This is a genomic window from Amycolatopsis ultiminotia (assembly GCF_039536925.1).
In the GTDB taxonomy this organism is placed as follows: Bacteria; Actinomycetota; Actinomycetes; order Mycobacteriales; family Pseudonocardiaceae; genus Amycolatopsis; species Amycolatopsis ultiminotia.
In genome coordinates this window covers 230,146-244,333 of sequence record NZ_BAAAZN010000011.1, presented here as the reverse complement: position 1 = coordinate 244,333, position 14,188 = coordinate 230,146, and the positions used below count along the sequence as shown (strand labels likewise).

The 14,188-nt window shown below is 65.3% G+C and carries 15 protein-coding genes and 1 pseudogene; 11 read left to right on the top strand and 5 right to left on the bottom strand.

Features of this window, described 5'->3' with window-relative positions; translation table 11 throughout:
* Positions 1-24: 24 nt before the first annotated feature.
* Positions 25-1,458 (bottom strand): helix-turn-helix domain-containing protein, encoded by a 1,434-nt coding sequence (locus ABD793_RS25210; protein ID WP_344864152.1) that lies wholly within the window; start codon positions 1,456-1,458, stop codon positions 25-27.
* A 361-nt stretch (positions 1,459-1,819) separates the two neighbouring features.
* Between ABD793_RS25210 and ABD793_RS25205 the strand changes: the two genes are divergently transcribed.
* The 10 genes from ABD793_RS25205 to ABD793_RS25160 all read left to right on the top strand — a co-directional run bounded on the left by ABD793_RS25205 (position 1,820) and on the right by ABD793_RS25160 (position 10,093).
* Positions 1,820-2,224 carry a hypothetical protein gene (locus ABD793_RS25205; protein WP_344864150.1) on the top strand — a complete coding sequence of 135 codons (405 nt, stop codon included), beginning with the start codon at positions 1,820-1,822 and terminating at the stop codon, positions 2,222-2,224.
* Between the two features lie 169 nt (positions 2,225-2,393).
* Entirely contained in the window at positions 2,394-3,032 is a 639-nt protein-coding gene (locus ABD793_RS25200; RefSeq protein WP_344864148.1) for a hypothetical protein, read from the top strand.
* Positions 3,033-3,072: 40 nt separating this feature from the next.
* The gene (locus ABD793_RS25195) at positions 3,073-3,900 is read left to right on the top strand and encodes an SAM-dependent methyltransferase (RefSeq protein WP_344864146.1); all 828 of its coding nucleotides are present in this window, start codon (positions 3,073-3,075) and stop codon (positions 3,898-3,900) included.
* On the top strand, positions 3,897-4,730 hold the full coding sequence (locus ABD793_RS25190) for a S1 family peptidase (protein WP_344864144.1): 834 nt from the start codon (positions 3,897-3,899) through the stop codon (positions 4,728-4,730). The genes ABD793_RS25195 and ABD793_RS25190 overlap by 4 nt, the downstream gene beginning before the upstream one ends.
* A 77-nt stretch (positions 4,731-4,807) precedes the next feature.
* On the top strand, positions 4,808-6,097 hold the full coding sequence (locus ABD793_RS25185; protein ID WP_344864142.1) for a class I SAM-dependent methyltransferase: 1,290 nt from the start codon (positions 4,808-4,810) through the stop codon (positions 6,095-6,097).
* The gene (locus ABD793_RS25180; RefSeq protein ID WP_486303689.1) at positions 6,067-7,002 is read left to right on the top strand and encodes a hypothetical protein; all 936 of its coding nucleotides are present in this window, start codon (positions 6,067-6,069) and stop codon (positions 7,000-7,002) included. Before ABD793_RS25185 ends, ABD793_RS25180 begins: the two co-directional genes overlap by 31 nt.
* Positions 7,002-7,478, top strand: coding sequence for a hypothetical protein (locus tag ABD793_RS25175; RefSeq protein WP_344864138.1), 477 nt, complete (start codon positions 7,002-7,004; stop codon positions 7,476-7,478). The genes ABD793_RS25180 and ABD793_RS25175 overlap by 1 nt, the downstream gene beginning before the upstream one ends.
* Before the next feature lie 96 nt (positions 7,479-7,574).
* Positions 7,575-8,477 (top strand): radical SAM/SPASM domain-containing protein, encoded by a 903-nt coding sequence (locus ABD793_RS25170; protein ID WP_344864136.1) that lies wholly within the window; start codon positions 7,575-7,577, stop codon positions 8,475-8,477.
* An 18-nt stretch (positions 8,478-8,495) separates the two neighbouring features.
* Entirely contained in the window at positions 8,496-9,233 is a 738-nt protein-coding gene (locus tag ABD793_RS25165) for an AAA family ATPase (RefSeq protein ID WP_344864134.1), read from the top strand.
* A complete protein-coding gene (locus ABD793_RS25160; protein ID WP_344864132.1) occupies positions 9,230-10,093 on the top strand; it encodes an aminoglycoside phosphotransferase family protein in 864 nt (287 codons plus the stop codon). Before ABD793_RS25165 ends, ABD793_RS25160 begins: the two co-directional genes overlap by 4 nt.
* 613 nt (positions 10,094-10,706) lie before the next feature.
* Here ABD793_RS25160 and ABD793_RS25155 read toward each other — a convergent pair.
* Together ABD793_RS25155 and ABD793_RS25150 are read right to left on the bottom strand one after the other, a co-directional pair.
* Positions 10,707-11,333 (bottom strand): hypothetical protein, encoded by a 627-nt coding sequence (locus ABD793_RS25155; protein ID WP_344864130.1) that lies wholly within the window; start codon positions 11,331-11,333, stop codon positions 10,707-10,709.
* 62 nt (positions 11,334-11,395) lie between these two features.
* The gene (locus ABD793_RS25150) at positions 11,396-11,821 is read right to left on the bottom strand and encodes a hypothetical protein (RefSeq protein ID WP_344864128.1); all 426 of its coding nucleotides are present in this window, start codon (positions 11,819-11,821) and stop codon (positions 11,396-11,398) included.
* Positions 11,822-12,620: 799 nt separating this feature from the next.
* Between ABD793_RS25150 and ABD793_RS25145 the strand changes: the two genes are divergently transcribed.
* Positions 12,621-13,025, top strand: coding sequence for a helix-turn-helix domain-containing protein (locus tag ABD793_RS25145; RefSeq protein ID WP_344864265.1), 405 nt, complete (start codon positions 12,621-12,623; stop codon positions 13,023-13,025).
* On the opposite strand, the gene ABD793_RS25140 is transcribed toward ABD793_RS25145, so the two are convergent.
* Both ABD793_RS25140 and ABD793_RS25135 read right to left on the bottom strand, forming a co-directional pair.
* A complete protein-coding gene (locus ABD793_RS25140) occupies positions 12,968-13,879 on the bottom strand; it encodes an IS3 family transposase (RefSeq protein WP_344864126.1) in 912 nt (303 codons plus the stop codon). The genes ABD793_RS25145 and ABD793_RS25140 overlap by 58 nt on opposite strands.
* A pseudogene (locus ABD793_RS25135) lies at positions 13,876-14,160 on the bottom strand (transposase); the annotation flags it as partial. The pseudogene ABD793_RS25135 and the gene ABD793_RS25140, both read right to left, overlap by 4 nt.
* Positions 14,161-14,188: the final 28 nt, after the last annotated feature.

Here is a 14,188-nt window from a genome sequence, read left to right as displayed (position 1 = left end):
CCTCATGAAGGTGAGCGCCTGTCGTCAGGCGCTCACCGCCTCGCGCAGCTGTTGGACGGCCGGGCGGTTCCGCCACGGGCGGAGTACCTCGACAACACGGACAAGCTCGTCCTTGGTACGGCGGGAGTTGGTTTCCGACGCTCGTTGGGCGGAAATCATTCCGATTTTCGCCGCCTGATCAGGCTCGCCTGACAGTGCCAAGGAGTTGGCCATGAGTGACAGGAAGAAGCCGTAATCCCGACGGGAGAGCTGGGTTTCCTTGAGTGTTCTCTCGTACAGCTCGACCGATCGTCGCGGCTCGCCCGCTTCGGCATAGCAGATCGCTGTCTGCATATTCAAGAGCGTCGCGTTGAAGTGTGAGCCGAGCGAAGACTCCGATGAGCCTGCCGTATCCAGCAGCTGCCATGCAAGGTCAAGCTTGCGGCTTATTTGGTGGGCGGATGCGCCTAGCATCGCGTCGGCTCGGGCTTCCTGCTGGACGGCCTCAGCTTGCAGTCGCTGTGGCAGTGCCCAGGGGCCGTTGCGGACTGCCTTGGTGAGAGTAAGCATTTGTCGGGGATCGCGTTCGTCGTACGCGGATTGCGCCTTCTTGAACAGGATGTAGCCCTGCATGGTGAAGTCACCTGCCGCCTGCGCCCACTCCATAGCGCGGTCGTGCCAGTACAAGGACTCGCCCATCTCTCGACGGTCGCGGCAGAGCCACCCGGCAAACTCGGCTCCTTCTGCTGCTATTTGAAGGAGATCTCGCTGGTTTTCCGACTTCACTTCGGGAGAAATCCGTTTAATCAGATCCATTAAACCGACCACCATTGGAAATGTCTTGGATGGTCCACGTTCCCCGTCGTCGGATTTGTAATTATCGAGGTTCTGCCGGAAGTACTCTGTGACAGATTTATCCATATACCTTCGTGGATTCTCGATCGCTCGGGTGATGTGCTCGACGTTGTCTAGCCCCAGCGTGGAGAGTGCGGCTGCGGGGATGCCGTTCTTGAGCAGAGAGCGGCGACTGAGTGGGCTCATGGCGTCCCATTCTGCGATCGGAACCGCTGCGGTTGCCCTCTCACTGCGCTGTGAGCTGACGGTGGATACGAGCGGACCCAGGGCGCTGGCTGCGACGGTTGTGCTGTCGAGGGGCAGCGCGACAGGTCGTCCATCCACGATAACGGGAAGCAGGATGCCGGATGTAACAGCCGGGATGGTCGGAATCCGGGGCTCGGTAGGGGCTGACGGCTGGGGCGAGCCGGCCGTGGAACCCCATCGCAGATGCGCTTCCAGCTCCGCCGGGGTGATGTGCAGGTATGTCGCGTAGTGCTCCCGGCGGTACGGCTGAGGCTCGGAGCGTCCTGTTTCCCAAGCTCGGACGCTCTTTACGCCGGCGCCGAGCAGCTCAGCGAGTTCTTCTTGGGTCAGGCCGACCGCCTTGCGCGCGCGGATGAGTCCGGTGCGCCGTGTACCCATGACCGTCTCCCCTCAGTCACAACCCGGGTTCGTCACATTACCGCAGGTCATCATGCTGTTGGCAAGTGATGTAGCCCGGTTCGCTGCCGGTTTTCTGCCGGTTTACTGGCTGGTCCCGGTCGGCCGCTGGTCTCAAGGTTGTGACGTGCACCTCCGGCGGACCGGCGCGACGGCCTTTTCGCTGAGGCCAGCTCTTCCCAGGCGGCGTCTCCCCAATGCAGAACCGCCGTTCCGGGAGCTGAGCGGAGCCCCGCCTAGCGGAGGTGCCGCCGGGCGGGCAGCGGCTCCAGGCGCTGCCCGCCCGGCACCGACGACGAGATACCGCCGATGAGAAGCGAGTCCGGCGAGAGGGGTGCATGACATGCAGGAAGTGGTCACGCTTGGCGAAGTAGCTCGAGAGGGGCACCCGGCAGCGGTCATCGTGTGTTGCCTATTTCCGCTGATGATCCTGGTCATGGGATTGCTGCGGCGAGCGCGGCGGCCGATCCCTGCCCCGCGTGGGCGGCCGACGGTGAAGGACGTCGAAACGCGGCTGCAGAGGCAGGCACAGCAGAATTATGAAGTACAGGCTGCGATCCGGGACCGGCGAGCTGCCGAGTTCCGTGCACGTGCCGAACGGACAGCGGCAGAGCGCGACGAAGAGATCATGTCGGTGATCCCAGAGGTTGAGGACATCGCAGTCGTCCCGCTCCAGGCATCCCCGGTGCGTCGCTACCACCCGGATGCGGGCATGCGTCCGCGGGAGCAGGTAACTCGGGGAAGCTGATCCGCGTGCAGACCTCGGTGCGGCTCGAGCGTCCCGCAGATCGCTCGCTGCATCGCCATGCCTGCCCCGCCCGGCGTAGCGCCCCTGCCCCGCAGAGGCGGGGCAGGCCCCTCCATCTCCGTCTTCTCTGACGGGAAGGCCGAGCAACTCGACAGGACGGAATGGACCGATGACGAACGAACTGGCGGCGTTCGTGGAGTTTCCAGAGCTTCGGCATCTCCCGGATCCGCGCCGTGCCGGATGGCTTTTCGTCACCGAAACCGAGCACGACGGCGAGATAGCAGGGGTGATGGCAGCAGAGCGCTGGCCAGAAGGGTCGGCTGACGTGTTCGCCTTCAAGGGGCTCTGCAACGCCATGGGCCTCCACCGCGCCCCCGACCACTCACTGAGGCGGGAACGCTCGGGTGGCATCGCGGAGGTCGTTGATGCACTCCTCGCCCTCCCCGCGCCGACTGACCGGCTCGCTCCGAGTCGGGCTCTTAGACGTGGGCCCGCCTCAGCGGGTGCTGGGGTGGTCTGGCTCTACGCGGACACCCCACCAGATGCCGCGTTTCTCCGGGTCGGGGCGCACGGCAAGAACGGGCTGCTCGCCTGGAGTGACCACGGGAAAGAAGCCCATCCGGCCGGTGGCTCGCATGAGGCCACGTCGATGTGCTGCCACTGCGCGGCAGGAACCGTGCTACCTCAGCCGATCAGATCCGAAACCGAACGGGTCAAGGTCGTACACCGCGGCGTACGAGTTCTGCAGGACCCGAGATCGGCCAACCTGTATTCGCTGGGACGACGAGACGCAAACTGCATTCAGTGAACGGGGTTAGGACATCAGTTTCTTCTATTATTGCCCGGATTTGGGCCGGATTCGTAACCATCTGTTGGGCGGCAACGAAGTGATGTACGACGCCGACCATAGGTTGCTGGACAAGCTCGAGCAGATCACACCTGACCTGGGTTGCGCGGTACGCGACCGCGAGATGTTCATCGAGCGGGCCGCGCGGTGGGCAGTCAAAACGTTTCGCTGCAATCTGCTTGTTCTGGGAGCCGAGGTACCTGTCGGTGAGCCGCTGCACCGGCGAGTAGCACCGCCCGAATACGCGTGGGACGAGCTCCACGCCGTGTACGTGGAGGATCGGGAACTGCTGTTGGCAAAGGCGCACGCGTGGATTGCCGACGGTGACAGCGTCCGGATTGTGTCCATGCCACGACGAGTACCCGACCATCACGATGTATCTCGGCTATTTCGCGACCACCTGCCACTATCGGTGGTCATTCCCGGACTACTGGACACGATGACAAGCGACGACGCACGAACCCTCCTCGATCACGTTCGATCGCTAGACGAAGGCCACGGGGTTTGCGTGGTCGCAACTCACGCCTGTGACCCCGGAACCCCTGCAGGAACGAGTCTTGCGCAGCAAATACAGGACGAGGTCAACGACGCTGCCGCCGGACCCGTGCACTTCCGCAGTCCCGACGCGATTGCCGAGTTGTTCACCGGCTACACCCTCGTAGGACCACCGGGTCCCGCCCAGCAGTGGTTCCCGCACGGCCCGGCTCTCACGCAGGCTACCGACGCACAGGACCTCATCGCTGGAATCGTCGCCCACACCTGGAGCACCCCAACCAGCACCGGGGACGCCACGTCGGCATGTCCTCACGACACCGAAGGAGAGCAATGACACTCCGGGTATTCGCGGCGCTGGCGTGTGCGGCGCTGCTGTCCATGGGGCCAGCACCGGCTCCCGCCGCAGCCGCCGACCCTTTCCTGGTGGGTGGCAGCCCAGCGCAGCCCCGATCGTGGATGGTGTCGTTGCAATACGACGCCCCGGACTACCACAAGAAGAATGCACATACCTGTGGCGGCTCACTGGTATTTCCCGGGTGGGTTGTCACCTCCGCTCACTGTGTCACCGACCCAGCCGGCCCGCTGCCGACCGACGAGGTGCCGGTCGGCAGCAAGCGATTCCACGTGCGCGTGGGCTCGGCCGACCGCACGCGCGGCGGTGAAACCGCCACCGTGCCCCACATCGTGGTCCACCCCGGCTGGGCATGGGGCGCGGGCGACGACGTGTGGGACGTCGCCATGCTCAGGCTGGACCATCAGCTACGTAACCAGCCGATCCCACTGGAGACTGTCCCGGCCTGGCCGGGCGAGATGGTGACGCTCCTCGGGTGGGGCAGCCTCGACCCCTCCGGCACCGGAACCCTGCCTCAACAGCTGCAGCAGCTACCTACGACGGTGCTCCCACACGCCGCGTGCCGGGACGCCGGGATCGGCCGTGACGAGCTGTGCACCACCAACCCTCACGGCACCGACGGGCCCGGCCCCGGTGACTCCGGCGGCCCCGCCGTCACAAACCACCGTGGCCACGAGGTCCTCGTCGGCGCCTGCAGCCGCGCCGAAGCCTCGGCCCCGCCCGGGCAGGCACCCACCGTCTACAGCGCCGCCGCGGCCTGGCGCGTGTGGGTCGTCGACGTCGCCCGCAACGCCGCTCCCTGGCCCAGCTGACAGCCGCTGGGGTGTCCGCCATTCCCTCCCTTGGTGGCGGGCGCCCCGGCCTCGTTCGCGTTCTGGAAGTGCACCCCATGCCCCGACACCACACCACCGCCACGGAGACCGATGCCGCGGCAGCCGAGCTGCATGCCGGCCTGGCCGCCACGCTGCGCCCCGCGTTACAGCAGGACGCAGTCGCCGACGCTGTCGCCGCGCTACCGCGCCACAGTTTCCTGCCCGGAATCCCGCTCACCGAGGTCTACCACCCCGACACCACGGTCCGGGTCCCGCTCGCGGGTGGCCCGTCAACCGTGCACGTGGTCTCGGCCCGCCTCAGCGCCGCGATCCTCGACACCGCCCGCATCCAGCGCGGCGACTCCGTCCTCGTCGTCGGGGCCGGCACCGGGCTGATTCCCGCACTGGCCGCCCACTGCACCGGCCCTACCGGCAGCGTCGTGGCGGTGGAGATCGACCCGACCGCCGCGGCGCTCGCCCGGGACCTGCTCGCCGTCCACGCTGCGCACGTGCACGTGGCGGCCGGTGACGGCGCCACCTTCCAGGGCTCGCCGGGTGCCTACGACCGGATCATCGTCACTGCCGCGGCATCTGACCTCGCCCCATCCTGGATCACCCAGCTGCGGCACGACGGCATCCTGACCGTGCCCCTGCGGCTGCGCGGCGCAACCTACCTGCTCGCCGGCACCCGGCCGCGGCCTTCCGCGCCCGGCACAGTACGGGCAACCCCGACCCGGCTGATCGCGCTCAACCGGCTCACCGGCACACTTCCAACCGGCACACACACCAGAGCGCTGGCCTACCAGTGGCGGCTGGAAGCCGACGACGACCAGCTCTGCCACACCCGACCACCACGACCCGAGTGGATCAACCAGTCCCTCACCGTCCCGGCACGGGTGTTCTGGACCAAGCTGCAGATCCCGCCCACCCTGACCACGACCGGGCTGTGGCTGCGCCTGGCCGCCACCGAAACCGGCAGCTGCCGCCTCAGCACACCCACCGACGTCCCGCTGGAAATCCCCATCGGTTCCGGCCACAGCGGCCCCGCCGTGGCCTACCAGGGCGACCTGGCCTACCTCACCTCCCGCCCCGTGCCCGGCACCACCGGCACGGTGGAACTGGGAGTCGCCTTCCACGGCCCCGGTGCCCACCACATCGCCGTACGGATCGCGCGGCTGCTGCGCGAATGGCGCGCCTCACCCCACCGCACGTGGTCTCTTGACATCGGCCCCGACCCAGCCCCCGTCAGCGCCCGCATCCACCGGCCCGGGGTGATCCACACCCGCAGCCACCGCATCGTCCTGACCGACCATCCGCCTTCCGGCGCACCCGCCGCATGCCGTCCTTTCGCAGGAGGCATCGAATGACGTCCCTGCCGATGCGGCTGAGGGTCGCCACGCTCAACCACAAGCGCGGCGGCTACGACCGCGACAGCGGTATCCACGACTTCGGCGCGGTCCGGGACTCACTCTCCACACTGGAGCAGCCCCCGCACGTGCTGTTCATGCCCGAATGCACCTACTACACGAAGTTTCGGTGTCGACCGTTTTTCGAGTTCCTCGAGTTGCTGCAAGACCTCTGGGGCATGACGACCACGCCGGACGGGCAGCGCACGACGGTCGGCCGCTACCAGGGCTGGATCTCCACCGTGCCCGGATCGATCAACGTCCCCGGCCTGTTCGTCGAGACCCGTTTCGTGCGCCCCCGGGAGTGGTACGAGCACGACGAAGAACGAAAACTCCTGGCCAACACCCTCCTGGCCGACATCAACGGCCACGAGATCCGTCTCAAATGCGAACACTGGAACGGCTCCGACGGCGCCACCGGATTCGACCAGCAAGCGAGCCGATCGGGACAACTGGCCCAATACCGTTCGCTCACCGGTGGTGATTTCAACGCCGCCCCCACCCATCCCGATGCGACCTACCCCGAGGACTGGGGAGCCCACTGCGATGCCCAGGGCACACCGTGGAAACGCTCGCAGAAGGGGATCCGGACAAGCGAGGGGTGGAAAGTACACACCACTGCCTACGACGCGTTCCTCGAACACGGCTGGCGCGACGCCGCCATCGAAGCCGGCGACCTCACCCCGACGGTGAACCCCGCCGCCGAGGGCACGTCCGGCATGTGCATCGACCACATCGCCTGGAGCACGCGGGCACCGATCACCTTGGTCCCCGGCAGCTACCGCGTCCACGTCCGCCCCGGCACACACCTGTCTGACCACTGGCTCGTGTCCTGCGAACTCGACATCGCCCCGGCGGTGCCCTGATGGCCACGGAGGCCGAACTGGCGACGCTGGCGACGTTCGCGGCCAGCTGGGCAGTCGTGCACGTCGCCCACAACCTCGCTGATCACGTCACCGGCCAGACCGACTGGCAAGCCGACAACAAGGGCGCACCGACGTCGCACCAGATCGCCGCCGGGGCGAACCCGCATACGGGATGGCCGGCGAACCTGGCTCATGTCGGGCAGTACCACGCGACGTTGCTCCTGCTCGGGTCCCTGGCATGGCTGGTGCTGCCGTTGCATTGGTCAGCATGGGGGATCACGACTGCGCTGCTCTGGTCGGCTGCCACCCATGCGTTCCTGGATCGTCGCTGGCCGGTTCGTTGGCTGTTAGACCACATCGGCAAGAAGGGCTTCGCCCGGCTCAACGCGGGTGGACTCAACGGCATATACCTGACTGATCAAGCACTGCATAGCACCGCGCTCAGTGTGTCCGCCGTGTTGTTGGCGACGCTGTGATCGCGCCACTCCTCGGCGAGGAATACGCCCTGCAGGAGGACACGTCAGCGTCGCGCAGGTAGTGACGTCATCGCACAACGGGATGGGAGCTCTGCAATGTCCACCATGGACTCGAGTGCAGTTCCGATGAACTTTCTGTGGTTGGAAATCACCGGTAGGTGTCAGCTTGACTGTGTTCACTGCTATGCCGATAGCGGCCCGGATGGTGACCACGGGACGATGACGACGGCTGGCTGGTGCCAGGTAATGCGCCAGGCGGTTGCGATGGGTGTGCGCACGGTCCAGTTCATCGGGGGCGAGCCGACCCTGCACCCCAGCCTGCCCGCTCTGGTGTCGTACGCACGGATGCTGGGGCTGACGGTGGAAGTGTTCACCAACCTGGTGCACATCACCGAGAAGCTGTGGGAGACGTTCGCGGGCGAGGGAGTGTCGCTGGCGACGTCGTTCTACTCCGACGACCCCGCCCAGCACCAGGCGATCACCCGACGCCCGACCTATCACCGAACCCGCGCCAACATCGACGAAGCACTCCGCCGCGGCATCCCGGTGCGGGCCGGGATCATCGACATCGGCGGCGACCAACGTGCCCGGGAAGCGGGCGCACAGCTGGTCGATCTCGGCGTGCCGATGGTCGGGTACGACCGGCTGCGTGAGGTCGGGCGCGGGGTCCGGGCCGACCAGCGGTCGCTGGCCCAGCTGTGCGGGCGCTGCGGCACCGGCACAGCGGCGATCGGACCGGACGGCTCGGTCTGGCCGTGCGTGTTCTCCCGCTGGCTGCCGATCGGCAACGTCCACGACACCGCCTTGCACACGATCCTCACCGGCGACACAGCGGCCAACGTGCAGGCCACACTGCGGGCAGAGTTCGACACACGACCCGCCGCGAGAGCCTGTGTGCCGAACATGTGCAACCCTCAGTGCGGCCCGTCGTGCAGCCCCGCCTGCCGTCCGGCCGGCAACTGCGGGCCTGCCGGGGCGTGCGCGCCCGACTACCGGTGACCAGCTGGGAGGGACCGTATGCTCGTGACCCGCGCGTCCGTGCCCGGCGCGCTGCGCCCGCACGCGATGACCACCTGGCCCTACACGGTGCCGTGCGTGGCGGAGCTGGCCGAGCACGGGTGGGAGTTCACCGCGCCGGTCACGGTCGTCGTGGGCGAGAACGGGTCCGGCAAATCGACCGTCGTGGAAGCGCTCGCCGAAGCGTTCGGACTGGATGCCCAGGGCGGACGGGCCGGACGCAAGTACGGCAACAACCGCCCCAAAACCGCGCTCGGGCAGGTGCTGCGGCTGGACACCACAGCTGAGGGTGCGCGGTTGCGGTCCGGGCCACGCACCAAACGACGCGGGTTCTTCCTGCGCGCGGAAACGGCCTTCGGGCTCATGAACGCCGTCTCCGGCCGGCTCGGATACTGGCAAGCCGACACCGACACGATGAGCCACGGCGAAGGCTTCCTGACCGTGTTCGACGAAATGTTCACCGGCCCCGGCCTCTACCTCATGGACGAACCCGAGGCAGCCCTCTCGTTCACCTCATGTCTGCAGCTCACCGCGCTCATGCACCACCTCGGCACCACCGGCGCGCAAGTCATCTGCGCCACCCACTCACCGATCCTGGCCGCCACCCCCGGCGCCGACATCATCGAGGTCGGCGACCACGGCTCCCGGCACGTACGCTGGACCGAACTCGATCTCACCGCCCAATGGCGCCGCTTCCTCACCGACCCGGCCTTCTACCTGCACCACCTCACCAAATGACCGGCATCGAACGCTCCGACGCCACTTTCACCGCCTGGATGCGCACCAACCTCGACACCGCCGCCCGCCACTTCGCCGTCACGGTCACCGGGCCACCGGTCACCGGCTGGCGGCTCCGTTCCCTCAGCGCACCCGTCCGCAACCACCACGGCACCCCACGCTGGCTACGGATCTGCACCGAACACACCCGATGGCTCACCACCGACGCCGACTGGTGGACCGGCAACGTCGACGCCAACACCATCACCGGCATCCGCAAACCCCACGTCCTCGACTGGACTCAATGGGACACACCTGACCAGCAACGACGCGTCCGTGCCGAACTCATGACCTTCCTGCCCGAACGCCCCTGCTCCCCGACCGACACCCTGCACACACCGATCACGCTGCCCCAACAGTGGTGGCACGACCTACGCCACAGCCTCGAGCACCTGCACACCATCCCCACCCACCGCTTCCACCACGACACCACCGAACCCCCACGAGTACGGCACATCTTCGGCGACCACGTCGCCGACGCACTCCCCCGGCACTGGGAAACCGTGCACGGCGACCTGCACTGGAACAACCTCACCCAGCCCCGATTCGGGCTACTGGACTGGGAAATGTGGGGCCGCGGCCCCACCGGCATCGACGCCGCAACGCTCTACCTGCACTCCCTACCCACCCCCGACACCGCAACACACGTCTGGAACACCTTCACCGACACCCTCACCACCCCCACCGGACACGCCGCCCTCATCACCGCAGCAGCCCGCATCCTCCACCGCACCACACACGGCGACCACCCCAACCTCGCCAACCCCGTCCGACACTTCATCACCCCACTCATCAACGCAACCACCCACCACCCCAGGTAACAGCCCAGAAGCCGGTCCCGCCGCCACACCCGGCGAACCTGTCGCAGCAAGCCGACCCCGGAACCCACTCGCATCGTGCTCCCCTGCGTGTCAGGGTGAGTTGAGTCCACTGGTTCACAGCAACCCGGCCTGATGCAGGGCGAGATACGGATCGACTGACATGACCCGCAAGACCGTGTCCCCGGTAGTCGAGGGCGACAATGAGCGGATGGATTCCCAGCACCCGCGCAGCGACGGGCCACGGCGGAATTTGTCAAGGTGAGTGAGACCAGTGGGTGATAGGCGGCTTCGGTTTTGGTCTCCTGGCTGGTGTTGTCGGCTGGTCGGTTGATCCAGACGGTGTCGGGGAGATCGAGCACCTTCGGTGCCGTGGTGATACCACCGAACCGGTGCGGGTGCCTGGCCCAGGCCTCGGCGAGCACGGCGCGCCGGTCGGCGGCTTTGGCAGTTCCTAAACGGGTACTCCTAAAACGTGCAACCGCTGTAGGCTTTGACAAGCCGTATCATCGCAGCTCACGGCATCATTCTCTTTCCTCGTCGCAGGGCCAAACATCCGCCCCACCGTGAAATGCCATGGCTAGCGCGGAGAGCGGCGAGTACGACGTAGCCTGCATTAGTCTTCGAAAAATTGTGAGTAGTCAGGATGGTAATTTGATGGGCGATGAACTGCGTTCGAAATTGACTCTCGACTAACCCCTAAAAATTTCTCGAAACCGTACTTTGAGAAATCTTCCACCTTCGACAACTTCAGGCGGCCCGAGAAGCCAGTAGGAGTAATCAACCCGATCGGCGGGAGTTTACCTCGCCTGACCACTCCAACTTTGTCTTCCGCAAATTGGAGATACCTGAAAGATGCACTGTTGTCGCCTACGATCACATCTTCAGTGGACCACCCTAATGAGGTAAATACTACAGATTCAGCAAAACGCATCATTCTTCTGGTGAAACCATCAGGATGATTTCTGGTTGGCAGATTTCGGTTTAATTGGACATGAAGCGCCTCGCGTGCAACGTAGTGCTCTGCCCCAACGCTAGTCACTATTGGAGTTTCCAGGAAATCTGAAGAGTAGCTACTTGTGAGCGTGTCTCGACATGTCGGGGTACTGTCATCTCGATGACCAATCCACATCTCGATGACAGTCTGCTCTATTGGATCGACCTGGAAACCTTCCAACCATCTCCGCTCGCCTCGTCCACTTGCTTCATAGAGAGCGAGAGGGACGGAAAACGTGTCGCTCATCAGGAGAGCATACCAGCATCGATAGGATGACGCATCCTATCGCGTCATCCTATTAGCGGCTACTAATGCGATTTGGGTGGAGTGTCATGGGCTACATCGAACTCTGCTATACACGCGTTGGTGCCGTCGATGCGGTACACGTAGGCGTGCCAAGTTCCGACAAACGTGGATGGAACATTGTCGATCACGCTGGATCCACCGCTCGGGTTTGCGTTGTAGCCGTCGAACGACTGGCCGGAGGAAGCGGTGTAGTCGATAGTTCCGCCTTGTCCCTGAGTCCAGCGATACATATCGCTGTAGTAGATTCTCACTGAAAAGACGTCGTTCACCGGCTTAGACCCAAGGTAGAACACCGAGAACGTGCCGCCACACGACGGCGCCGCAGGATTCGGTCTTCTGGGAACAGCCTGATCTGAAGCCGACGCTACAGGTGTACTAAATGTCAAACCGGCGACTGCGGCGATAACTGGCAAGGCAATCGACTTCATAGTTTTCATCCTGCCTTCCTGGTAGTGGGCCAATAATAAGACTTATCACTACTGACGTGATCACAATCTTTGCATGGCAGACAAGTGTGCCGAAAGGCCCAAACGGGTGGCTACCGGGGTACGGGTAATGCGCGAGAAAGCGAACCAGTCAATAGTAGGCCAATTACCTGCAGATTTCGCAAAAAGATCGTAGGTAGAGGGCGGATAATGGCTCTCGGTCCAGCGTAGGCTCCTGTTACCGCACATCGGATTGAACTGGTCTGGTCGGCCCAGGCGCTGTGATGACCGGGTTCACAGCTATGTACGGGGCGGTTGCGATCCGCCGTTCGGCTCGGCGGGCGCACTGATGGCTGCGGTCGCGGACGAACTAACTAGTGGTTGCGCCCGTTAGTTCGTCGGGGGTTTGAGCCAGGCGGTAGCGTCGTTGAAGTGTAGCCCGCAGGCGCAGTCCAGGGCTTCTTCTGGGGTTCCGGAGGGGTAGCCGCTGGGCAGGATGGAGTTTTCGTAGCCGTCTCGGCTGGCCAGATAGACGGCGAACCCCCAGTGGTGGCGGATCCGTTGTAGCGTAGCCGGAACAAGGGCAACACTGTGTCGTCGGCGAGGTGGCCGCTGATGTATGCGAACGCCCCGTGGTGGCGGGTGGTGACGCTGGCCAGGACGGGCCAGCGGTCCCGGACTCGTGCTTGCAGGCGTTGACGCAGCGAGGTCTTGGTTGACTCGGGCGGGGAGGCCATGACGACATCCTGCCCAATACCGTCCCACCCTTACAGTCGATCTTGAGGCGGGTGAGTCGGTGGGCATGGTGAGCCCCGATGTGATCACGTTGACCGGAGCAGACCGGCAGATCCTGGAGGGCATAGCGCGTTCGGGATCTGCCGAGCATCGTCAGGTCGTGCGGGCTCGGATCGTGCTGGCCGCCGCCGACCGGCGATCCAATGCCGGCATCGCCCGCGAGCTGGGCGTGGTTGAGGACACGGTGCGCAAGTGGCGCAGGAGGTTCTGCGACGAAGGTATGCCGGGGTTGAAGGATCGACCGCGCAGTGGGCGGCCTCGGGTGTTCACCGCGACGACCGTGGCCGAGATCAAAGCGCTGGCCTGCGAGCTGCCCGCCCGGACTGTCAATCCCCTCGAATCGTGGAGACGGTGTTATGCCACTTCGGTCCTGACCTGCGTCGCTGATGGTGCCCGTGCGTGTGCTATCTGATGCTCGAACGGGATCGGGGCGAGTCCGTCGTTGGCGCTGTGGCGGCGGGTGGTGTTGTAAAAGTCCGCGATCCAGGTCGCGATCTTGATCCGCGCTCCGGCCCGGGTAGCGAACCGGTGTCCGTGCGCGAACTCGACCTTCAGCGTGGAATTGAATGACTCGGCTGCGGCGTTGTCCAGCGCGGACCCGACCCGGCCCATCGACTGGACCACACCCAGCGCCTGGCAGGCCGCACCGGTCGCGGCAGCGGTGTACTCGGATCCGCGGTCGCTGTGGAAGATCACCCCGTCGACCTGGCCACCCCGGGTGGTGGCGGCCATCCGCAGCGAGGCCACCACCAGCGCAGAGTCATGGTGTTCGGACATCGCGTATCCGAGCATCCGCCGGGAGAACAGGTCCTCGGTGGTGGCGATGTAGAGCAGTCCCTCGTCGGTGTCGATCTGCGTGACATCGCCGCACCACAGCACGTTCGGTGCCACTGCGGTGAACACCCGCCGGACCAGGTCCCGCGCGACCGGCCGTGTGCCCTGTCGGGTCAGCGACCGCCGCCGCTGGGGCGCCCGCCCGGCCAGGCCGAGTTCGACCATCCGTGCGGCGACTGTGTTTTCCGAGATCCTCCAGCCTGCCTCGCGTAAGTCACGGGCGATGCGCGGGCTGCCGTAGGTATCGCCCGAGGCGGTGAACAGCCGCCTGATCTGCTCATCCAACTTCTCCCGCCGCCGGTCCCGGCCGGTGGGCGTACGGTTGATCCACTTGCAGAACCAGGACTGCGAGACCTCCAAAGCCCGGCAGGCGATCGCGTGCGGAACGCCGAAACCGGTCCTCTGGGACGCGATGAACTCCGCCACGATCACTGGTTCATCGCATCCTTCACCCACAGGACCACGGAGCGCTTGAGCACATCACGCTCCATCTCCAACTCCGTCTTTTCCTTGGCCCACCGCACTTTCTCAGCACGCAACCGGGCCAACTCCTCACGCTCGGCCTCGCTCAACGCACCCTGTGGCCCTTCGGCCTTGCCTCGCTCGGCCTGCACCCAGTTGTGCAGCGTGTACGGGCTGATCTCCAAGTCCCGCGCAACCTGAGCGACCGGCTTCCCGGTCTCGGCCACGATCCGCACCGCACCAGCCCGGAACCCCGGGTCGAACTAGCGCCTTCTAGTT